Genomic DNA, 21,141 nt, shown 5'->3' with positions numbered 1-21,141 from the left:
TATTGATGTTGAACCCAACCACGCCTGCTGCCATCCACTCCCAGACAGCAACCGGAAACCACCAGACAGCGTCTCAGTCGATCCACTCGACCTTGAAAGCGTACCTCTCGATAGCCTCTCGAAAGGCGGCAGAAACCTGCCCGTCAATCCGCGCCAGCAAGCCTCTGCTGGCGTCCTGCACTACGTCAAAGCCAAGGTTCCGCAGGCCCGCCCGCTCGACTTCTGCCTGTAGGGTGTTGCGTATTTCCTGCTGTTGCAGAGCTGGCTTGAACAACTTGCCAACCGCGGTCGTCGGCAGCGCCTCGACCACATGAATACGCTTGGGAACAGCCGCCCGCTCGCTGATGTGCTCAGAGGCAAAGGCCTGCAACTGCGCTTCGCTTACAACCGCACCAACGCGCAGCTGGACATAGGCCACTGGCACTTCACCGGCATGCGCATCGGGGCTGCCGACCGCAGCGCACAGGCCAACATCCGGATGCGACTGCAGGACCGACTCGATTTGCCCCGGGTCGATGTTGTGGCCGCCGCGAATGATCAGTTCCTTCTTGCGACCGGTCAGCCAGAAATACCCATCGGCGTCCTGACGCCCCAGGTCGCCGGTGTTGAGCCACTGCTCACCGTCGATCTCGATCCAGACACTCTGGTTGTGGGCCGCCTCGATGTAGCCGGCAAACACGTTGGGCCCTCGAATAACCAACAGGCCAGCTTCGTTGGTTGGGGCATCGCGCAGATAGCCACCTTCGTCATCCAACACCACCGCGCGCATATGCTGATAGGCCAGGCGCAGACCAATAGAACCAACGCGGCGCTCGCCATCCGCCGGGTTAGAGGACGATACACATGCCCCTTCAGTGAGCCCGTAGCCCTCCAGAATCCGCACACCTGTGACCTGCTCGAACGTATTGAACAGTGCCACTGGCATTGGAGCTGCGCCGCACAATGCGTACTTCAGCGAACCAATGTCGCGGCCACCCACCGGGTACTGCAAAAGACTGGAGTAGACCGTCGGCACACCCGAAAAGAAGCTCACCCGATAACGTTCGACCAGTGCCCAGAAGTTCTCCAGAACGCCGTCACCGCGATAGCCCTTCGCACTGCCGATCAGCACTGAATCACCGCGCATCCATGGCATCAGCCCGGTAACCAGCTGGCCGTTAACGTGAAACAGTGGCAGCCCGCAGAAATACACCTGGCCCTGGGCCTGCGGCTGCAGGTTCTCCGACATGGCCCAGGCATTGAATACCTCGCTGGCATGGGTGCGTCGGGCGATCTTCGGCAGCCCTGTGGTACCGCCAGTGCAAAATAACGAGGAAAGGTCCGACCCTTGAATGTCCCGCCCGCTATCCAGGGCATCAGCCGCCTGCGCCTGCATGCTGTGATGCAGCCAGCGAATATCCAGTGCGGCATGCTCGGCACGCCGCTGTTCGCCCAGTTGCTGCAAGGCTTCGCGCTGAGCCGGGGCGACGTAGGGCGCCATGCTGACCCAGAAGTAATGGCTTACGCTGGGCAGATCGTCAGCGATGCTGCTGATTTTTTCCCACAGGTCGGTACCTGGAGTGGGCGCCAGCGTTACCACAACCCGGGCGTTGGCAGCACGCAACAGCTTGGCAATCTGTTCTGCCTCCAGCAACGGATTGACCGCCATCACTACGCCAGCCGCCTCGCCGCCCCAGATCACGAAGTGGGTTTCCGGCAGGTTTGGCAACAGGAAGGCGACGACATCATCCTTACCAAGAGCAATTGCGTTCAGCGTATTAGCGACACGGGTGATCTCGGCCAGTAATTCGCTGTAGCTCCAGGCATGACTCGCCTGCAGGTCTCGCACATCGGGTACAAAGCGCAGCGCCAGCGCGGCAGGGTGACGATCCGCAGCCGCGCGCAGTGCCGCGTAGGTACTGGCCGGCAAGTTACGGCTGGCCAAGGGCACCTGCTCGATGGTGTGGATATCCGCCAGACACCGGGTCGCCATCAGCCCTGCTCCACCACGCGATTGCGTTGAACACCGAGGTCGATCACGCCATCTGCACTGCGAATACCGGTTTCAACCACATCACCCGCTTTCAAGTAATAGTTAGCCCGCGCCTCCTGCATTTTCAGAAAGGTTTGCATGCGTTTGGCCGGCGACAACAGAGCAGCAGCAAGGCGCTGCTTGGCCGGAGAGGGCACCGTCAGTGCGCAGCCGTGCGGCGTGCCCGTGGCGATCAGGTCACCCGGCGCAAAATCATGCACTCCAGACAGCTCGGTCAGCGTCTCGGCCGGACCGAACACCATGTTGGCGGTGCTGTCTGCCTGGCGGCTCTGGCCGTTGACCTTGAGCGAAAGATTCAGGTTTTTCAGATAACCGGCATCGCCCGGTTCGAGCAGGCACAGGTAGGGCCCAACCGGCCCGAAGGTGCGGAAACTCTTGCCCTTGTAGAACTGCATCTGCGGAATCTGCACATCGCGCGCTGAGTAGTCGTTGACCACCACCAAGCCGGCCACATAGTCCAGCAGGTTAGCATCGGTCACCTTGACCGACCCGGTGATCTCACGCTTGATGATCAGCCCCAATTCGACTTCGTAATCGAGAAAGCGCACGCCCTTGGGCTTGATCAGATCACTGTCGGCAGCAACGATGCAGCTCGCCGCCTTGGTGAAGATCATGTTGTAGTGCTTGGCGTCCGGATCCAGGCCGGACTCGATCATGTGCTGGCGGTAGTTGGCGCCCTGGCAGACAAACTGTTGGTTGCGGGTGACCGGCGACAGCAGCTTGACCTCGCTGACCGCCAGTTGCCCTGGCGCCAGCGCCTTGAGAGCCGCCAAGCTGGTGCCTGCGATAAAGTCGCCGGTAGTCGCAAAGTTACCTTCAACCCGGGCAATCTGGATGCCCTGCAGGACACCCCAGCCGACCACACCCTGATGTTCAAATCGCACAATATTGATTGCCATAACGCTTACTCCGCTGTCGGCCGCCAGGCGTGCCGAGCTTTTGTTGTTGTGGTGTCTGACGCAGGCCGCCAGAACAAGGGGAACGCTGCATTAACCGAACATCCGGGCCATGGTGATCAGCTTGCGTAGCGTCACATCCGGACTGCGCCGCAGGTTGACCAGCAACGCCTTGAAGGCGGCACCGTTCATGCGTGGTTTGGTAAAGCTCTTGGGCATGCGCTGACCCCATTGGGCCATCGCGTCGGGGCTAACTTGGTGGTAGCCCGTAGGACGCTCGGCGGTAAACAGGTCGCCATCGCAATAATGCTCGTGCTTGTCGCCCCAAGGGTCCTGCCAGTAATCAAAAATCTGGCTACCGAGAATGTGTCGCCCCATACCCCAAGCGTGCTTCCAGCCACGCTCAGCCAGTACCCGTTGCCCCATACCAACCGCGTCCGCGTCTACCACTTCAAAAGCGCTGTGACTGTAAGCAGCCATAAAGGTCTGAGCGAGCGCCAGGGTGTGGTGGTCAGCGGGAGTAGAACCCAGATCCAAACGCATGAAGGCGACTGCAGGAGAGCCGTCTGGCAGCAGTTGTACATCGCTGGGAATGAAGCCGAAGTGCTGGGTGTACCAGGCACAGGTGGCTTGAAAATCCGCCAATTCCAGCACTACATGCCCCAGCCGGATAACTTCTGCCGGAGCAATAGGCGGCCGCTGCGTACTGTTGATGCGCGGTAGCGCATCAACTGCATTGAACGCCAGGGCCGACCGATGCGCGAGCTCAGGTACCCGACGCTGCCCGGAAAGTACTTCCACGAGAAAGCCGGATGGGTCGTTAAGGCTGAGCGCATGCCCACCCCCCGGATGCGGACTGTCTTTGATCGCAGAGGCACCCGGCAAGGCGGCCAGGCGCTCCAGATCAGCAACACTGTCCACACTCAGGCCGAAACCGACGAAACGCGCCTGGCTGCCGCGATGAACGCGGTAGACATAAGGCGCAGCACCGGTGCCACGAAAGTACAGGCAATCGGCAACGCGGCTGACCGGGATCAATCCGAAATCAGTCAGAAAGGCTTCGGCTCGATCCAGGTCAGGCCGCTCGAATATCAAGTGCGTGATCGCCTGCGCCTTAACGGTCGGGTGCGGGTGTCGACGTGGCTGTTCACAGCGCAAGGCGACTGGAGCGTTGTCTATTGTCATTTTTCTTCTCGGCTCTGGGACTGAGATTTACTGCGTCATGACGAGGCACCTGGCTTGCGGCAGCTTGCTCGCAGCGATTGCCTCATCATCGCGACAGCGCAATTGAACAACAGTGTTCAATTTTAGTCAACATCAACCTATACTCGACGCCATCGACAAGTCGAACCCACCCTTGGGCGCCTTGCAAGTGACATCGCACTCCGCGACGTTTTCAAAACCGATTTGAGATGGGTCTGCAAATGAACAATAAAAACTCCGCCCCCCTGCCTACCTCCGTGGACGTGCTGCTGGTCGGCAACGGTCCGGTTGGCGCCGGCATGGCTACCTTGCTCGGCCGTCTGGGCATCAATACTCTGGTCATCGACAAGGTCCATGATGTCCTGCTGATGCCACGTGCCATCGCGCTGGACAACGAGGCCTTGCGCATCCTGCAGCAAATGGGTCTCAGCGAAGACGCCTTCGAGCGCATTGTGATTCCGCAGGTACGCATGCATTGCCCGATGCTGGGCGAGTTCAGCCGCGCCAATACCAGCGGCAGCCTGGACGGCCACCCCAAACTGGTGACCTTCTATCAGCCAGACCTTGAACACGCTCTGCGCGCACGTTACGCCAGCTACGATTGCGTGCGCCCCGCAACCGGCCTGGAGCTACTTGATTTGCAGCAGCAAGCCAAGGGCGTGCTCGCCCGGATGCGCGACGAGAACGGCATTGAACACCAACTTGAGGCACGCTTTGTGGTCGGCGCCGACGGCGCCAGCTCACTGGTTCGCAGCCTGATCGGGCAGGACTTCGAGGGCGAGAGTTACAGCGAGAATTGGCTGATCGTCGACGCCCGTGGCCGCGAGGGCAAGGCGATCGACCACGTCGAGTTTCTCTGTGACCACCGCCGCCCGACCCCGCACATGCCGGCACCGGGCGGACGCGAGCGCTGGGAGTTCATGCTGCGCGACGGCGAAGACCAGGCCTACATGGAAAGCAGCGAACAGGTCGCCAAGCTACTGGCACGCTGGATACCCGCCGATCAGCTGCAGATCGAGCGCAAGGCGGTGTACCGCTTTCACGCGCGCTGCTGCAGCGCGTTCAGCAAGGGCGATATCTTTCTGATTGGCGATGCCGCACACATCACCCCACCCTTTGTCGGTCAGGGGCTGGTAGCTGGCCTGCGCGATGCCGCCAACCTGGCCTGGAAGCTCGCTTGGGTACTACAGGGACGCGTCGCACGGAGCATCCTCGACAGCTACGACCAAGAGCGGCGCCCGCACGCCCACGAGATGATCAACCTGGCCAAGTTCATGGGCAAACTGGTGATGCCGCGCACCGTGCCGGCGGCTATTTTGTCGCACGGCATGATGAAGCTGATGCGCACCATCCCCGCGGCCAGGCGGCGTTTCGAGGAAATGGAGATCAAGCCCAAGAACGTATTCAAACAGGGGCTATTTATCCCTGCAAAACAGCGTGGACAGCTGATCTGTGGCGGCTTGTTTCCACAGGCCGGCGTGAGACTCTCCACTGGTGACATTGCCCTGAGTGACAGCTTGCTCGACGACCAGCTTACATTGGTCGGCTTTCAGAGTGATCCCGCTCGACATCTGGGGCCAAGCCTGCGCCGACGCTGGGAGCAGATGGGCGGAGGGTTCGTGCAACTGGCGCGGCAAAACGATAGCTGCGCCAGAACAGGAACAGGAACAGGAACAGGAACAGGAACGATGGTGGCGCAAGCTCCCCAAAGCCTGCTGGATAAAGCACCCGAAGGCATGCTCTGTGTCGTACGCCCCGACCGCATCATCATGGCTTGCGCCGAGGATGGCGATGCCAACCGCCTGCTCAGCTCATGCCTGCGTCAACTGGAAACAGAGTGAAACGTGCCTGTCCGGCCGCGGCACACAGCGCCCGGTCAGGCCGCCTCAACCAACGCCGGCAATTCGTCGCGGGCCAGGCTCTGAGCCTGCCGCGACTCAACCCCGACCGCCCGCAGCAGCATCTCCGCCACATCGCTACCGGCATCGCGCCAGGTCTTGCGCCCCTCCTGCACCAGGATCATGGCAGTCAGCACGCCACCGGCGATCAGCGCCAGTACTGACGTAGCCTGTTCCGGCTCAAAGTCATAGGCACCACGCTGCAGGCCATCCTGCAGATCAGCGAGCGGCTGACCAGACCACATGCTGCGTAGGGCCTCGGAGCTGAATCCGTAGCGCACCAAAAAACGCCCCCAACTGGGTTCGTCATGCGCCCGGCGAATATAGAAGCGGATGCCGGTGGCAAGCCGCTGCGCAGGTTCAACGTCGGCAGGCAGACTCAGCGCCACCCGCACGATCATTTCCTCGCTCAATTCCTTGGCCACCTTCTCAAACAGTGACTCAATACTGTCCAGATTGTTGTAGATGGTACCCCGGGCGACCCCGGCGGCCTCGGCAAGGGCGCTGACATTGACTTCGCCAATGCCCTTTTCGGCAAATAACTTGAGGGCGGCCTCGTGGATGCGTCGCTGTGCTGCTGTCATGGGTTCTATGCGTGCCTTATGTTGGACTGGGCAAGATTGAACAACAATGTTCAAATTAGTTCAAGGCGTTGATCTCGATTCTGCAGATTAGCCCGTAAACCCTGCAAGCATACAGCCCCCATCCAACAGACCGGCACGCAGCTGGTTTCAATCCCGCTGGTCGACGTCCGCGACCCAGCGACGGTAGCGCTTTGATTGACGCTTGATTTTCAGCTGGCTGGTCACCAGCGCCAGCAACGGCGACACCTTGACCTTGGTCGGCTTGCCCTGGCTTAGCCGCACCAGTTGCTTCTTGACGATAGCCTGGGTAGCCACCGACGCCAGGGTGCGGTTTTTCCAGTTCACCCGCACCGGCTCAACCGCGATCCTTTCACCGCTGCGCCAACGCCTGGGCAGATCGGGCTGCAGCGCCAGGGCCGTAGCCATACCGACCATGGCAATGCCGCTATCAAGCACCTGCTGTGCCACCTGCGGCCGCCGCACCCCGCCCGTCACCATCAGCGGCATGCGCGCGACCTGCTGCACCTGCTCAGCGAAGGTCAGGAAGTAAGCCTCGCGCGCCAAGGTAGAGCCATCGCGGGACTGGCCCTGCATCGCCGGACTCTCGTAGCTGCCGCCCGACAGCTCAATCAGGTCCACCGCCCGCTCGTTGAGCATCTGCACCACGGCAATGGCGTCATCCACCGCGAAGCCACCGCGCTGAAAATCCGCCGAATTGAGTTTCACCGCCACACAGAACTGCCGCGACACCGCCGCGCGCACTGCATCGACTGTACGTAGCAGAATGCGCGCGCGGTTTTCCAGCGTGCCGCCCCATTGATCGCTGCGCTGGTTGGTCAATGGTGAGAGAAACTGGCTGAACAGATAGCCGTGCGCGGCGTGAATCTGCACCCCGGCAAACCCTGCCTGCTCGGCCAGCTTGGCTGCGTTGACATAACGCTGGATTATCCCTTCGATCTCGGCTTCAGTGAGCGCTTGCGGCACCGCAAACAGCTTTTCCATGCCCGGAATTGCTACCGACACTGCCGAGGGGCCGCGCGCCGGCTGGCCCAGCGCCGCCATCATCTGACGCCCCGGATGGTTGATCTGCATCCACGCCTGCGCGCCGTGGCTGCGGCAAGCCTTCGCCCAGGCGCGGAACGCTGGCAACTGGCGGTCATCTTCCAGCACCACCCCCCCCGGCCCGGTCAGCGCATGACGGTCGACCATCACGTTACCAGTAATAATCAGCCCCACGCCGCCGTCGGCCCAGGTGCCATAAAGCGTGCGCAGCGCACTGCCAGGCTGGTGTTCGCTGTCCGCCAGATTCTCTTCGGTTGCAGCCTTGGCCAGGCGGTTGGGAATCTGCTGCCCGTTGGGCAGAGTGAGCGGTTGGAACAGGTCGGTCATGGGTCAGTCCTTCATGCGCTGCATCAGCGCGGCAAGCGGTTGGGCAGCGGCGCGCTTCAGCCGCTGCAGGGAAGTTTCAGAGGTAAATACCGGCGCCGGCACCACCCCCTCACCCGGCTGCGCAAAACGCGGAAACAGGCTCAGCGCGTGGCCGCGCCGAATACCGGCCAGCTCCGCCGCCGACCAGATACCCACTTGCTGCGCCTTCGCCAGCGGCGGCGCAGCCTGATCAGCACGGGCATACAGGACGCGGCTTGGCTCGACCAATTCGCCCAGCACGGCCAGAGCCGGCAGCGCCAGGCTGGAGGTGGCAAAATAAAAGCGCCGCAGGTAGGTCATCACGCCCTGGGGGGCCAAGTCAGCGAAGCCAGGCATCGCGTTGGCCAGCGACACCCGCCAGGCAGCGTAGGGCAAAAAGCCGCCACCCTCAGCGAGAATCCAGCGGATCGCCGGGTAACGTTCCATGCTGCCAGACAGCACCAGATTGACTGCTGCACGGGTCAGATCGCAGGCCTGTTCAACCGCGAACCCCGGCACATCCAGCTGCAACTCGGCGCTCGTTGGGTGCAGGTTGGGCAGCACCAAAACCCGCGCCTCGCGGCGATTCAGCTCCGCCAGCAACGGGTCAAACTCGCTATCCCCCAGAAAGCGCCCGTCCACACTGGCCATCAGCGCAACGCCATCCGCCCCCAGCTGATCCAGAGCCCGCGCGGCCTCAGCGACGGCCTGTTCGACATCCGGCAGCGGCAAGGCCGCCAGCCAGCCGAGCTGCTGGGGTTGCTGCGCGGCGAAGGCGGCCAACTGATCGTTGCAGTCGCGCGCCAGCTGCGCCGCGCCCTTGCCGTCGCCGAGCCAGACACCCGGCGCCGGCAGCGACAGCAAGGCGCAGCCACTGCCCTGCGCACTTAACGCCGACAGCGCCTGCCCAGCGGAGTCGACCGCCAGGGTGCGGCCGGCAAAGTGGTCGATTCCACGGGCCTGCAACGCAGCGACATAAGCCGCCGGAATAACCTGCTGGTGCACATCAAAGTGCCCGGCCAATGCCGACGAAGACGTGGTGCCAGACGCGCCGTTCCGTAACTCACTCACCGCCAGCCCAGGCTCTATGCCCGATGCAAAAACGCCACGACTCAGCATAGAGGCGCCCATCAGCAGGCCCATGCCTGTAACAAATTCTCTACGTTTCATGACGACCCTCAGCGGCTGCGTACGCCGTCGACCAGCGACGCGACGGGTTTGGACAAACTGCGCTTGAGACGCAGGGCGAAGGGCTCGTCTACGACGATGGGCTCGGCAACCGGTTGCTCGTCGGCTTGGCGCAGTGCCGGCCACAAGCCAATGGCGTTGCCGCGATAAATGGCGTAGCGCTGACGCTCATCCCACAACGGGCTCTCGTCCAACGTCTGACGCTGCAACGCCGTCAGCGGCGCCGGGGCAAAGGGAAAATCCGAGCCAGACAGAATCTGCGTCTGCGGCACCAGGTGCTTCAACGCCACCTGTGAATAGCGCGACGGCGAGAGCGCGGTGTCGTAGTAGAAACCCCGCAGATAACTGTCGACGCTGTCGAGCCCCTGCGCCTGGTAACGCTCGGTTTGCTCCAGGCCCTGAAGGCGACCGCTGATCGCCGGTAGAAACCCTCCACCGTGGGCCAGAATCCAGCGAATGCGTGGGTAGCGCTGCAGGGTGCCGTTAAAGATCAGGTTCACTGCCGCGCGGGTGGTGTCACAGAGAAACTCGACCAGAAAGCCCGGCAGCGGCGAGCCCAGCTCCTCGCTGGTCTTGTGCAGGTTGGGGTGCACAAACACCACCGCCGCGCGGCGGTCCAGCTCGGCCATCAGCTCATCCAGCGACGGATCGCCAAGAAATACGCCGTCATTGCTGCTAAACACCACCACCCCCTCCGCACCCAGCACGTCGAGCGCGTAAATGGCCTCGGCGCAGGAGGCCTCGGTGAACGGCAGCGGCAGCAGCGCAAAGCTGCCGAAACGCGTCGGCTGCTGCTGGCGTAGCTCAGCGGCGTACTCGTTGCACTGACGCGCCAGGGTCGCCGCCTGCTGTACGCCGCCGCCCAGATGCGCGCCGGGCGTGGTCAACGAGGTCACGGCGTACTGGATGCCATTGATCTCCATGACCTCCAGCGACTGCTCAAGCGACCACTTCGGCAGCGGCATGCCGGCGTGCAGATCCAGTCCGTACTTGCGCAACGCCTCGGCGTAAAGCGGCGGAATAATGTGGTGGTGGACGTCGATCAGTCCCTGCTTGATTGTCATTTCAGCCCCCCAAAACCGTAAGGGTGCCGGTCCAAGACGAACGGCCGCTGGACCGCGGCGAAATCAAAAGTAAGGGCATGGCACAGCCTCTGGGTAGTGATTTTTATTATGTAGGCACTCGCTTCAGCCCGGCTCCGCTACCTGCAATCAACAGCAAGAAGGTTGCCAGCACACTGCAAGCGCTTAAGCGACCAAGCTACTCCGAGCCGGCAGACGGAAAGCAGCAGCCACTTCCAATCGGCGCATCACCGCATCTAGCTCGCCCTTGCCTTGCGGCCAAAAAAAAGCGAGCGGCATGATCGAATAACTTGCTTTTGCAAATTATCAGAAATGGACATCAGTGTTCAATTGTTATGTTTTGGTCTAATATTTAAGCCAGCCGTCAGCGTATGGATGGAAGACGTCCAATTCCCTGACAGGCAGAGCAAGAAAAACAACCGGGAGGAAAAATACGAACCAGAGATCAGTTGGTGCACCGCCTACTCAACAGCAGAGGTATGCGCCGCGTTACCGTCATCCGCCGTCTGCAGCGCAGCGGTGGAACACAATCAAAAGCAGGAGGATTGACAATGCTAAAAATACAAGTCCCCTTTAGTGACCGGAAGCAACAACGCAAGAAACGCCCACGCACGTTGTGGAAAACCATGGCTGCCGCTACCGTTTTTATCGGACATGCCCTCTTTATCAACACAAGCAGCGCAGCGATAACACTGCCAGGTAACTACGTCGACCCCTACCATCAACTGGTCGCCGACGCGGGCTACGTAGAGAAGACCGCCCAAGTCAATCAGGTTCAGTTAAGTTATGTTGAAGGGCCGGACAATGGGCCTCCGCTGGTACTACTCCACGCCCAACTCATGGACTGGTTCAGCTATAGTCGCGTCATGCCAGAGCTGGCTCAGCACTTCCACGTCTTCAATATTGACTATCCCGGGCACGGCAAGACTGTAACCCCGGCAAACTACCCAATGAATGCCGATCAGATTGGCGCAGACTTGGCCAACTTCATTGAGAACGAGATTGGGGAGCCGGTATACATAACCGGCAACTCTTCCGGCGGTCTTCTGGCCACTTGGTTGGCGGCCTACCGGCCAGAGCTAGTTACCTCGGTTCTGCTCGAAGACCCTCCGCTCTTCTCTTCCGAGTATCCGCGCATTACAGAGACCATTGCCTACCGTGCGTTCCGGACCAGCCACGAAGCGGCGACCGTGGACCACCCGGACGACTTCCTGTTGTACTGGATTGATGGCAACGCCGACTTCTTTCGCAACAACATCGGCGTCGGCTCCCCGTTCATTCTCAAGCAGACCATCAAAGCCTACCGGCTGACTCATCCGAACCAGCCAATCGAACTTGGCATTATCAAAGATGACATAGTGCGTCTTCTGCTTCGTGGGCTTGATCAATACGACCCACGGTTCGGCGCCGCATTCTACGATGGCAGTTGGAACTACGGCTTTGATCACGCAACCGCGCTGATGCAGATCACCGCACCCACGCTGCTGCTGCACGCCAACACCGAGATTATGGAAGACGGTACGCTGAACGGCGCCATGAGTCAGGAAGAAGCAGACCAGGCCGCGTCACTGCTGCAGAACGGCACCTACGTAAAGGTGGCCGCCGAGCACGTCGTGCATCTAGATAACCCGCAGGAATTTTTGCGGATACTATTGGACTTCTTCCAACCAGAAGAGCTCTAAGAGCTAAGACTGTGCTCAGTCCGATAAGGCTGAGCACAGTCTTATCGGACAGTATCCGAGCTTTACACCAAAACAAAAGACAGCCGCTTCGGGCCGCCCTCGCATCAGGCTGATGCAAAATGTAATGGGAATAAATCTCAGCGCATTCCACTGCCCCAACCAATTAACTTCCCCGCGCCAACCACGCCCGCAAACGCGCCGTCACCTCAGGCGCATGATCATGCTGAATGAAATGCGCGGCCTCGGGCAGGGTGTAGATATCCAGCGTGTTGTTGATCCATTGCCACACGTCGTTCAGCCCGGCGGGCAGTGCGTAGGGGTCCTGCAGGCCGTGCATCAGCAAGGTGGGCGCCTGCACCTTGGGGGGCGGGGCGGCGTGCTGGCTGCAGGGTGGCGTCGGCCAGTTCACCCGGTAGTAATTGAGCATGCCATTGAGCGATGAGTTGTCCATGGCCTGTTGCTGCCGGGCCTGGAAGGCGGGGTCGGTGACCCAGGCTGCCAGCCGCTCGCGAGGGAACTGCAGATGCGCCTGTGGATGGCTGAACAAGGTCACGTACTCACTGGCTTTTTGCTGCGCCGGGTTGCTGGCCAGCTCGCGCGAGATGGCCCAGGGGTGCGGCATGTTGAGCACCACCAAGCGCTCAACCAGCTCGGGCATGTCCATGGCCAGATGCCAGGCGACGAAGCCGCCCCAATCGTGACCGATGATGGTCGCCCTTTCAGCACCCTCGTGGTTGATCACCGCCCGCACATCCTTGACCAACTCGCTCACAGCGTAGGCCTGCGGCTCAGCCGGCTGATCGCTCAGGTTGTAGCCGCGCATATCGAGCGCCACCACGCGGTAGTCCGAGCGTAGGCTGTCCATCACTTGCCACCAGCCGAGCCAGTGATCCGGAAAGCCGTGCAAAAACACCAGCAAAGGCCCGCTGCCGGCGGCTGCGTAGTGAATGCGCACGCCGCGGTTATCGGCGTAATGATGCTCTACCGATGCCTCGAAGGTGGCCAGTGCGGCACCAGTGGCGGTCTTGCTGTGCTTGGCGGATGAAATGGTCATAGCAACTCCTGTAACAGGCAGATGAAGCGCGCCAGCGCGCGGTGAATGTTCGGCTGAAGACAGCTTGCATCCAAATTAGCGCCCCAGGTGCAACAACAGACCGCCTTTAAATTATAACCATAATACATAAAAAGCAACGGCCCGAGCCGAGGCCCTTTAGTCCAGTGCGTCAGCCAGTTGGTCGTCGTTCAGGAACACCCGCGAGTACAGCGGCTTGAGCCAGGCATCTGCGCCCTGCTGCAGGCCCAATTCGCGAAAGCGTGCGCGCGACAGCTCTACCTTCACCGCTTCCTCGGCCTCAGCCGTGCGCAACGCCAGCCGCGCATGCGGGCCCACAATCAACACCTGCTCGATCTGCGCAGGCAGGGCGCCGTGCTGCGCCGTGGCCAACACGTCTATGTCGTGGGGGCGTACATAGGCGGTGGCCCGGCGGTTTGCCTGACCGGCAAACTCCGCTGCCGGCAACTGCAGCGGACCAATGCGGGCAACGCCACCCTGCACCTGCGCATTGAAGCGATTTACCTGCCCCAGAAAGCCGTAAACAAAGGCGTTGGCTGGGTGGTCGTAGACCGCTTCCGGCTGGCCATCCTGTTCAACTGCGCCGTGGTTCATCACCACCACGCGGTCTGCCACTTCCAGCGCTTCCTCCTGATCGTGGGTGACAAACACGCTGGTGACGTGCAGCTCATCGTGCAGCCGCCGCAGCCAGCTGCGCAGCTCGGCGCGTACCTTGGCATCCAGCGCGCCGAAGGGCTCATCCAGCAGCAGCACCTGCGGCTCGACCGCCAGCGCGCGGGCCAGGGCGATGCGCTGACGCTGACCGCCGGACAGCTGCGAGGGTAGACGGTCTGCGGTCCAGTCCAGCTGCACCATCTCCAGCAGGTGCATCACCCGCTTACGGATCTCGGCCTTGCTTGGGCGCTGGCTGCGAGGTTTGACCGTCAGGCCGTAGGCGACGTTTTCATACACGCTCATGTGCTTGAACAGCGCGTAGTGCTGGAATACGAAGCCCACACCGCGATCACTGACGTGCAGATCGGTGGTGTCCTGGCCCTGAAAGCGAATACGGCCCGAGTCCGGCTGCTCTAGCCCGGCGATGATCCGCAGCAAGGTGGTCTTGCCGGAACCGGACGGCCCCAGCAGCGCGGTCAGCTCGCCGTCGTTCAAGCTGAGGCTGACGTTATCCACCGCCACAAAATCGCCGAAACGCTTGTTCACCTGATCAATTTCAATACTCATGACGCGGCCCCTTCATGGCTGATAGCGGTAGCTTCGCGGCTGCGTTCATCCAGCCATTCGACGAAACTCTTGATTGCGATGGTCACCAGCGCCAGCCCGGTCAGTAACGACGACACGGCAAAGGCGGCGGTAAACAGGTATTCGTTGTAGAGCACTTCAATGTGCAGCGGCATAGTGTTGGTCTCGCCGCGAATTCGCCCGGAGACCACCGCCACGGCGCCAAACTCGCCTAGCGCGCGGGCGTTACACAGGATGACTCCGTAGATCAGCCCCCACTTGATATTGGGCAGGGTCACGTACCAGAAGGTCTTCCAGCCGTTGGCGCCCAGCGTCAGCGATGCCTCTTCTTCTTCCTTGCCCTGTTGCTGCATCAGGGGGATCAGCTCGCGGGCAATAAAGGGCATGGTGCCGAACGCGATCACGATGATGATGCCCGGCACCGCAAAAATGATGCGCAGGTCATGGGCTGCTAGCCAGGGCCCAAGCCAGCCCTGCGAGCCGAACAGAATGACGAAGATAAGCCCCACCACCACCGGCGAGATGGCAAAGGGCATGTCGATCAGCGAAATCAGAATCGGCTTGCCGCGAAACTCGTGCTTGGCGATGGCCCAGGCTGCGGCAACGCCGAACAGCACATTGATCGGCACTACGATCACCACCACCAGCAAAGACAGGCGAATCGCTGCCAGGGCATCGGGCTCGTTGATCGCCGCGAACCAGACGCTCAGGCCTTGCTCGAATGCGCCATACAGCACCACCAGCAGCGGCAGGACCAGAAACAGCGCAAGGAAGGTCAGCGCAATGGTTATCAGGGTCCAGCGCACCCAGGCCGGCTCTTCGGTCGCCCGGCGCCAGCGCGCGGCGAGCTGCGGATTGGCCTCGTGGCGCACCAGGTAGCCAGTTGCGGTTTTTGTTGTCATGCGATTCTCCCCCTCATACGCCACGCCTTGCGGTCCACCACTGCAGACCGTTGATCAGCAACAGCAGCGCGAACGCCGCCAGCAGCATGACCGTGCCGATAGCCGCAGCGCCGTGGTAGTCAAACTGCTCGGCCTTGGCGACGATCAGCAAGGGGGTGATTTCGGTGCGATAGGGCATGTTGCCGGAAATAAAAACCACCGAGCCGTACTCACCCACCGCGCGAGCAAACGCCAGCGCGTAACCGGTCATCAAGGCCGGCAGCAGCGAGGGCAAAATGACCCGTCTGATGGTGGTAAAGCGGCTCGCGCCCAGGCTGGCCGAGGCCTCCTCACGCTCGGCCTCAAGGTCTTCCAGCACCGGCTGCACCGTGCGCACGACAAAGGGCAAGCCTATGTAGGTCAGCGCTACCACCACACCCAATTGGGTGTAAGCCACCTTGATGCCGGCCACCTGCAGATACTGGCCAACCCAACCCGAGCTGGCATACAGCGTCACCAGAGCGATACCGGCGACTGCCGTTGGCAGCGCAAAGGGCAGATCAACCAGGGCATCGACCAGCTTTTTGCCCGGAAAGCGGTAACGCACCAGCACCCAGGCCACCAGCGCACCAAACACCAGGTTGATAGAGGCGCCGATCAGCGATGCGCCGAACGACAATTTGTACGAGGCCACCACCTGCGGGTGGCTGATCGCCTGCCAAAAGTCCTCCCAACTCATCAACGAGGTGTACAGCAGCAAGCCGCCGACCGGGATCAGCAAGATGAAACTCAAATAAAACAGCGTAAACCCCATGGTCAACCCGAAGCCGGGTATAACGCGGCGCCTTCTCGTCAGCGACATAAATCACCTCAAGCGGAGTCCCGGGCGATGGTCGCCCGGGTTGGTTGGTAAGCTCGTGTTCAGCGCCGGGAGATGGCTTCCAGAATGCTGTCGAACTTGCCGCCATCGTTGAAGTGGGTTTCCTGCGCCTGTTGCCAGCCGCCGAATACCTCGTCGATCCTGAACAGCTCAACCTGCGGAAAACTATCGGCAAACTCCTTGCCGATGGCCGGGTTGGACGGGCGGTAGTAATGCTTGCCCGCCAGCCGCTGCGCCTCATCGCTGTAGAGGTATTGCAAGTAAGCTTCGGCTACCTCGCGGGTGCCCTTGCGATCCACGTTCCTGTCGACCAGGGTCACCGGCGGCTCCGCCAGAATGCTCACCGAAGGCACCACTATCTCGAACTCGCCCTTGCCCAACTGCTCTACCGCGAGAAAGGCCTCGTTTTCCCAGGCGATGAACACATCACCCAGCCCGCGTTGCACAAAGGTGTTGGTGGCGCCACGCGCGCCGGAGTCCAGCACCGGCACGTTCTGGAACAACTTGCTGATGAACTGGTAGGTCTTGTCTTCATCGCCAGCAAACTTTTGCAACGCGTAGCCCCAGGCAGCCAGGTAATTCCAGCGTGCGCCGCCGGAGGTCTTGGGGTTGGGGGTGATCACCGCCACATCGTCGCGCACCAGATCGTCCCAGTCGTGGATATTTTTCGGGTTGCCCTTGCGCACCAGCAACACAATGGTCGAGGTATAGGGCGCGCTGTTGTCCGGCAACCGGCTTTGCCAGTCTTCAGGGATCAGCTCCGCCTGCTGACGCAGCGCATCCACGTCATAGGCCAGCGCCAGGGTGACCACATCGGCATCCAGGCCATCGATCACCGCGCGTGCCTGCGAGCCGGAACCGCCGTGGGACTGGCGCACTTTCACCTCATCACCCGTCAGCCCATTCCAGTGCTGGCTGAATGCGGCGTTGTATTCGCGATAAAACTCGCGGGTCGGGTCGTAGGATACGTTCAACAGTTCAATCTGAGCGGCTGACGCCGAGGCGGCAAACAGCGTAGCCAGGCCACCGATCAGGGTGTGGCGCAAGGAATTTTTCATGGTGCTTTCTCTCTCTATGCAACAGTGCAATCAGTAAGGGGTGCTGCCGAATTCAGGTGCCAGGGCGACACATTCGACAGAGCTGATGCAGAGCAGAGAAACGAGGTGTTACCAAAGCGATGGACTGGTGCATAAGGTGCTCCTGAGGTAAAGATTGGTCAGCTACCTCTGGCGGTCCAGTCGGTGGTGATGCGTTGTTGTAAAACTTGGTTGATCCCGTCGCCGGGTTAACTCAGGACGATCTGGCCGGCGGTTGAAAACGCAGCTTTTCCTTGCGCTCAATCTGTACCACCTGACCGTTGTGCAGAGTTATTTCCAGCGCGCCGAACTGAATGCTGCGCAAGGCCTCGGCAATCACGGCAATAACCTGCTGATCATCCACCGCCGCGTTAAGTTTGTTGGTTGCGGTCATGGCTGATTCCTGTAGTTGGCGCGACACACCATGTGTCGACCGGCAGATCATAGCCATAAAACCTTTATTCAAATAAATACTGTTTATTTATTTTTATATTCTTTTTAGAGATAAGAGAGCAGCTTCGTTTCTGCCCTTTCAACAGCCGTCTGCCCTCTGGGCGTGGCCACTGTGATTGCACAGGGTTTGCGTTGAATAGCGCATCGCGTGGAGAATGCAGACAACACGGAATTTACCCTTCGGCCGATCGCCACCTCAGGAATACCGCATGCCAGTAAAGAAGGTCATCAACGCCTCAGTCAGCCCCAAGGGCAGTCTGGAAACCCTGTCACAACGTGAAGTACAACAACTCAGCGCCGCCGGCTCCGGTAGCACCTACAGCCTGTTCCGCCAATGCGCCCTGGCCATTCTGAATACCGGCGCCCACGTCGATAACGCCAAAACCATTCTTGAGGCGTATCAGGACTTTGATGTTTACATTCATCAACAGGATCGCGGCGTGCGCCTGGAGCTGGTCAACGCACCGGCCGATGCCTTCGTTGATGGCGAGATGATTGCCAGTACCCGCGAGATGCTGTTCAGCGCGTTGCGCGATATCGTTTACACCGAGAGCGAGCTGGAAAGCCAGCGCATCGACCTGAGCAGCTCGGAAGGAATCACCGACTACGTGTTCCACCTGCTGCGCAACGCGCGCACGCTCCGCCCGGCCGTGGAGCCGAAAATGGTGGTGTGCTGGGGCGGTCACTCGATCAGCACCGAAGAGTACAAATACACCAAGAAGGTTGGCCATGAACTTGGCCTGCGCAGCCTGGATATCTGCACCGGCTGCGGGCCTGGCGTGATGAAGGGGCCAATGAAGGGCGCCACCATTGCCCATGCCAAACAGCGCAACCGCGGCGGCCGCTACCTGGGGCTGACCGAGCCCGGCATCATTGCTGCCGAAGCGCCCAACCCGATCGTCAATGAACTGGTGATACTGCCGGACATCGAGAAACGTCTGGAAGCCTTCGTGCGCGTGGGCCACGGCATCATCATCTTCCCTGGCGGCGCCGGCACGGCGGAGGAGTTTCTCTATCTGCTGGGCATTCTGATGCACCCGAGCAACGCCGAGCTGCCCTTTCCGGTGATTCTCACCGGGCCGGCCAGCGCCAAGGCCTATCTGCAGCAGTTGCATGAATTTGTTGGCGCTACCCTGGGTGAGGCGGCGCAACAGCACTATCAAATCATCATCGACGACCCCGCCGACGTGGCCCGGCAAATGACCAGTGCCCTGGGTGAGGTCGAGCGTTTCCGCCGGCAACGCAACGATGCCTTCCACTTCAACTGGCTGCTGCGGATTGAAGAAGGCTTCCAGCGTCCCTTCGACCCCACCCACGAGAACATGGCCAGTCTGCAGCTAAGCCGCAACCTGCCCCCGCACGAACTGGCCGCCAATCTGCGCCGCGCCTTCTCCGGCATCGTCGCTGGCAACGTGAAGGACAAGGGCATCCGCCGCATCGAAGAATTCGGCCCCTACGAAATCCACGGCGACGCCGAGGTCATGCAGCCACTGGACCGTCTGCTACAGGCCTTTGTAAGCCAGCACCGGATGAAGCTGCCGGGTGGCGCGGATTATGTGCCTTGTTATCGGGTGGTGAGCTGAGCGCGGCTCTTGGCATCGCCATAACCACTTGAGGTCAGCGAACAATGGCGTTCGCTGACCTGTTCGCACGCCGCCGGTCGCAGGTGCGTTTCAGGCCCGGCCTTCCTCACGCATCATTTCCAGAATGCGTTTCTCCAGCGCGGCGTACTCGGGGTGGGCATGCAGGTCCTCGCGGGTAGTGATGCTGCCATTGGCCTTGAAGGGCGGATGCAAAACCGTTTTTACCCGCCCGGGATGACTCGACAGAAATACAATCTGATCGGCGAGTAGCAGCGCTTCTTCCACATCGTGCGTGACCATCACCACCGTCATGCTTTCCTTGCGGATCACATCCAGCAGCAGCTCTTGCATCTGCCAGCGTGTTTCCGCATCCAGTGCACCGAAAGGTTCGTCCATGAGCAGGACTTTGGGTGAATTGGCCAAGGCACGGGCCAGGGCAACCCGTTGGCGCATGCCACCGGAAAGCTGATGTGGATAGGCGCCGGCAAAGGCTGTGAGGCCAACCCTGTCGAGGAAATAATCGACCGTGCCTTCGCGCATCGCTGAGGCATCCCCATTTATGCGCAGCCCATAGGCCACGTTCTGCCGCACCTTGAGCCAAGGGAAAGAGGTGTACCCCTGAAAGACCATCCCCCGGTCGCGGTGCGGGCCGCGCACCGCTTCCCCATCCAGGCTGACGCTGCCGCTAGAAGGACACTCCAATCCCGCCATCATGCGCAGCACTGTCGACTTGCCACAGCCCGACGGCCCCAGCAGCACGCAGACCTGTTTGGGCGCCACCTCAAAGCTGACGCCATCAACGGCGACAACCTGTCGGCCATGATCAGCAAACACCTTGCCCACTTGCCGAACCTGCAAGCCCGCAGGAGCGGCTCCCGGCTCTGCTGCTAGCGATGCACTCATTCAGCCTCCACTGCAGCCTTGAGCGGCGACAGGTCTACGCCCTCTGTCCAGTCATGCATGGCGTCGGCCATACCGAACTTTTGCCACCAGGTGTTGGTAGTCTTCCAGTGCTCGGCAATCTGTCCATTGGACATGCCCAGCGGCAGGTCGCCGTCTTTGACGCCCATGAACCGAGCAGCCTCGTCCAGATCGAACACCATGATGCCGCCCTTGTGGATCTCGCCATCGACGCCAATGACCATCTCCACATCACTCACATCAAATTGAATGGCGTCGGCAATAATCCGGTTTCCCTCCTCCGGGTTCTGCTTCCAGAATTCGACCGCCTTGAAATAGGCCTGCATCGCCAAATTCGCCGCTTCCGGCCTTTCGGTGAGAAAGGCTTCGCTCATGTACATGCCGTCACCCAGCAACGCGGTGCTGATCCAGTCTCCCTGACTGGAGTCCGCCACCACAGTAGCGCCCGGCATGTTCTTCAGCAGTTGGCTGCCAAAGGGTTCCCAGAGCTCAACCGCACTCACGCTGCCGCCCAGCATCGCGCCCACGGCCTCATCCATGATCACGTTGACGAATTCCACCTCATCGATAGCGACTCCATTCTGCTCCAGCCAGATGCCCATGAATATCTGGGTCAAACCACCTTCCATCACAGCGATCTTTTTACCGATCAGATCCTTGGCCGAATTGATGCCCGGCGCCAAGATGATCTTGTCCGTGCCGTACGACGGGTTGGTGTAGGTCACCAGTTTGATGGGGATGTTCTTGTCTACCGCAATCGGCCCGTATTCAACCGTGCTGGAGGTGACATCCAGCTGCCCTGCTGTCATCAGCCCGAAACTTTCGTAGGGGTCTTCAATAATACTGATATTCAGATCCAGCTCAGGTACCAGGTTTTTCTCCTTGGCGATGAACCAGAAGCCATACCCCGGCCAGGAAAACAGTGACACATTGACGCTCTCTGCCGCCTGCACCATGCCGTTAGAGCACATCAGCGCCGCGCCCAGTACGCAGCCCTTGGCTGCCTTGCTCCAGTTGCCTAATTTCATTATCGCTCTCCTAGATGGAATAAACCCTGTAACCGC

Annotated in this window: 18 protein-coding genes; 3 read left to right on the top strand and 15 right to left on the bottom strand. The window is 60.6% G+C overall.

Going from position 1 to position 21,141, the window contains the following annotated elements; genetic code table 11:
• Window positions 1-73 precede the first annotated feature (73 nt).
• The 3 genes from BLU26_RS14605 to BLU26_RS14595 form a co-directional block, all read right to left on the bottom strand.
• Entirely contained in the window at window positions 74-1,972 is a 1,899-nt protein-coding gene (locus BLU26_RS14605; RefSeq protein WP_092287606.1) for an acyl-CoA synthetase, read from the bottom strand.
• Entirely contained in the window at window positions 1,972-2,931 is a 960-nt protein-coding gene (locus BLU26_RS14600; protein ID WP_092287605.1) for a fumarylacetoacetate hydrolase family protein, read from the bottom strand. Before BLU26_RS14600 ends, BLU26_RS14605 begins: the two co-directional genes overlap by 1 nt.
• A 90-nt stretch (window positions 2,932-3,021) precedes the next feature.
• Complete coding sequence (locus BLU26_RS14595; RefSeq protein ID WP_092287604.1) at window positions 3,022-4,113, bottom strand: VOC family protein; 1,092 nt, start codon at window positions 4,111-4,113, stop codon at window positions 3,022-3,024.
• Window positions 4,114-4,352: 239 nt separating this feature from the next.
• Between BLU26_RS14595 and BLU26_RS14590 the strand changes: the two genes are divergently transcribed.
• A complete protein-coding gene (locus tag BLU26_RS14590; protein WP_197674495.1) occupies window positions 4,353-5,972 on the top strand; it encodes a bifunctional 3-(3-hydroxy-phenyl)propionate/3-hydroxycinnamic acid hydroxylase in 1,620 nt (539 codons plus the stop codon).
• A 35-nt stretch (window positions 5,973-6,007) separates the two neighbouring features.
• Here the strand turns inward: BLU26_RS14590 and BLU26_RS14585 are convergent, their stop codons facing one another.
• From BLU26_RS14585 to BLU26_RS14570, 4 genes are all read right to left on the bottom strand, one after another.
• Window positions 6,008-6,622 (bottom strand): TetR/AcrR family transcriptional regulator, encoded by a 615-nt coding sequence (locus tag BLU26_RS14585; protein WP_407920354.1) that lies wholly within the window; start codon window positions 6,620-6,622, stop codon window positions 6,008-6,010.
• 138 nt (window positions 6,623-6,760) lie between these two features.
• On the bottom strand, window positions 6,761-8,002 hold the full coding sequence (locus BLU26_RS14580) for an NADH:flavin oxidoreductase/NADH oxidase family protein (protein WP_092287601.1): 1,242 nt from the start codon (window positions 8,000-8,002) through the stop codon (window positions 6,761-6,763).
• 3 nt (window positions 8,003-8,005) lie between these two features.
• Window positions 8,006-9,190, bottom strand: a complete 1,185-nt coding sequence (locus BLU26_RS14575; protein ID WP_231701956.1) for an amidohydrolase family protein — start codon at window positions 9,188-9,190, stop codon at window positions 8,006-8,008.
• Window positions 9,191-9,198: 8 nt separating this feature from the next.
• On the bottom strand, window positions 9,199-10,272 hold the full coding sequence (locus BLU26_RS14570) for an amidohydrolase family protein (RefSeq protein WP_092287600.1): 1,074 nt from the start codon (window positions 10,270-10,272) through the stop codon (window positions 9,199-9,201).
• Window positions 10,273-10,769: 497 nt separating this feature from the next.
• Between BLU26_RS14570 and BLU26_RS14560 the strand changes: the two genes are divergently transcribed.
• Window positions 10,770-11,972 (top strand): alpha/beta fold hydrolase, encoded by a 1,203-nt coding sequence (locus BLU26_RS14560; protein WP_197674494.1) that lies wholly within the window; start codon window positions 10,770-10,772, stop codon window positions 11,970-11,972.
• Between the two features lie 163 nt (window positions 11,973-12,135).
• On the opposite strand, the gene BLU26_RS14555 is transcribed toward BLU26_RS14560, so the two are convergent.
• From BLU26_RS14555 to BLU26_RS14530, 6 genes are all read right to left on the bottom strand, one after another.
• Window positions 12,136-13,026, bottom strand: coding sequence for an alpha/beta fold hydrolase (locus BLU26_RS14555; protein ID WP_092287597.1), 891 nt, complete (start codon window positions 13,024-13,026; stop codon window positions 12,136-12,138).
• Window positions 13,027-13,182: 156 nt separating this feature from the next.
• Entirely contained in the window at window positions 13,183-14,265 is a 1,083-nt protein-coding gene (locus BLU26_RS14550) for a sulfate/molybdate ABC transporter ATP-binding protein (protein ID WP_092287596.1), read from the bottom strand.
• Window positions 14,262-15,185, bottom strand: coding sequence for a sulfate ABC transporter permease subunit CysW (gene cysW / locus BLU26_RS14545; RefSeq protein ID WP_092287595.1), 924 nt, complete (start codon window positions 15,183-15,185; stop codon window positions 14,262-14,264). The genes BLU26_RS14550 and cysW overlap by 4 nt, the downstream gene beginning before the upstream one ends.
• A gap of 13 nt (window positions 15,186-15,198) precedes the next feature.
• Window positions 15,199-16,020, bottom strand: coding sequence for a sulfate ABC transporter permease subunit CysT (gene cysT / locus BLU26_RS14540; protein WP_197674575.1), 822 nt, complete (start codon window positions 16,018-16,020; stop codon window positions 15,199-15,201).
• A gap of 65 nt (window positions 16,021-16,085) precedes the next feature.
• Entirely contained in the window at window positions 16,086-17,102 is a 1,017-nt protein-coding gene (locus tag BLU26_RS14535) for a sulfate ABC transporter substrate-binding protein (RefSeq protein ID WP_092287593.1), read from the bottom strand.
• 232 nt (window positions 17,103-17,334) lie between these two features.
• The gene (locus tag BLU26_RS14530) at window positions 17,335-17,514 is read right to left on the bottom strand and encodes a DUF2292 domain-containing protein (RefSeq protein WP_092287592.1); all 180 of its coding nucleotides are present in this window, start codon (window positions 17,512-17,514) and stop codon (window positions 17,335-17,337) included.
• A 268-nt stretch (window positions 17,515-17,782) separates the two neighbouring features.
• Between BLU26_RS14530 and ppnN the strand changes: the two genes are divergently transcribed.
• Window positions 17,783-19,156, top strand: a complete 1,374-nt coding sequence (gene ppnN / locus BLU26_RS14525; protein WP_092287591.1) for a nucleotide 5'-monophosphate nucleosidase PpnN — start codon at window positions 17,783-17,785, stop codon at window positions 19,154-19,156.
• A gap of 90 nt (window positions 19,157-19,246) precedes the next feature.
• Here the strand turns inward: ppnN and BLU26_RS14520 are convergent, their stop codons facing one another.
• On the bottom strand, window positions 19,247-20,059 hold the full coding sequence (locus BLU26_RS14520; RefSeq protein ID WP_092287590.1) for an ABC transporter ATP-binding protein: 813 nt from the start codon (window positions 20,057-20,059) through the stop codon (window positions 19,247-19,249).
• Complete coding sequence (locus BLU26_RS14515; RefSeq protein WP_197674493.1) at window positions 20,056-21,105, bottom strand: ABC transporter substrate-binding protein; 1,050 nt, start codon at window positions 21,103-21,105, stop codon at window positions 20,056-20,058. Before BLU26_RS14515 ends, BLU26_RS14520 begins: the two co-directional genes overlap by 4 nt.
• Window positions 21,106-21,141 lie beyond the last annotated feature (36 nt).

The sequence above is a fragment of the Halopseudomonas sabulinigri genome (assembly GCF_900105255.1).
In the GTDB taxonomy this organism is placed as follows: Bacteria; Pseudomonadota; Gammaproteobacteria; order Pseudomonadales; family Pseudomonadaceae; genus Halopseudomonas; species Halopseudomonas sabulinigri.
Note: the sequence above shows the minus strand (reverse complement) of the source record. Positions and strands in the feature narration are given on the sequence as shown.

Coding starts and splice junctions, on each gene's coding strand:
- BLU26_RS14600 (WP_092287605.1), bottom strand. CDS start 2,931: ATGGCAATCAATATTGTGCGATTTGAACATCAGGGTGTGGTCGGCTGG.
- BLU26_RS14560 (WP_197674494.1), top strand. CDS start 10,770: ATGCGCCGCGTTACCGTCATCCGCCGTCTGCAGCGCAGCGGTGGAACA.
- BLU26_RS14555 (WP_092287597.1), bottom strand. CDS start 13,026: ATGACCATTTCATCCGCCAAGCACAGCAAGACCGCCACTGGTGCCGCA.
- BLU26_RS14570 (WP_092287600.1), bottom strand. CDS start 10,272: ATGACAATCAAGCAGGGACTGATCGACGTCCACCACCACATTATTCCG.
- BLU26_RS14520 (WP_092287590.1), bottom strand. CDS start 20,059: ATGAGTGCATCGCTAGCAGCAGAGCCGGGAGCCGCTCCTGCGGGCTTG.
- BLU26_RS14595 (WP_092287604.1), bottom strand. CDS start 4,113: ATGACAATAGACAACGCTCCAGTCGCCTTGCGCTGTGAACAGCCACGT.
- BLU26_RS14580 (WP_092287601.1), bottom strand. CDS start 8,002: ATGACCGACCTGTTCCAACCGCTCACTCTGCCCAACGGGCAGCAGATT.
- cysW (WP_092287595.1), bottom strand. CDS start 15,185: ATGACAACAAAAACCGCAACTGGCTACCTGGTGCGCCACGAGGCCAAT.
- BLU26_RS14550 (WP_092287596.1), bottom strand. CDS start 14,265: ATGAGTATTGAAATTGATCAGGTGAACAAGCGTTTCGGCGATTTTGTG.
- BLU26_RS14590 (WP_197674495.1), top strand. CDS start 4,353: ATGAACAATAAAAACTCCGCCCCCCTGCCTACCTCCGTGGACGTGCTG.
- BLU26_RS14535 (WP_092287593.1), bottom strand. CDS start 17,102: ATGAAAAATTCCTTGCGCCACACCCTGATCGGTGGCCTGGCTACGCTG.
- BLU26_RS14575 (WP_231701956.1), bottom strand. CDS start 9,190: ATGAAACGTAGAGAATTTGTTACAGGCATGGGCCTGCTGATGGGCGCC.
- ppnN (WP_092287591.1), top strand. CDS start 17,783: ATGCCAGTAAAGAAGGTCATCAACGCCTCAGTCAGCCCCAAGGGCAGT.
- BLU26_RS14605 (WP_092287606.1), bottom strand. CDS start 1,972: ATGGCGACCCGGTGTCTGGCGGATATCCACACCATCGAGCAGGTGCCC.
- BLU26_RS14515 (WP_197674493.1), bottom strand. CDS start 21,105: ATGAAATTAGGCAACTGGAGCAAGGCAGCCAAGGGCTGCGTACTGGGC.
- BLU26_RS14530 (WP_092287592.1), bottom strand. CDS start 17,514: ATGACCGCAACCAACAAACTTAACGCGGCGGTGGATGATCAGCAGGTT.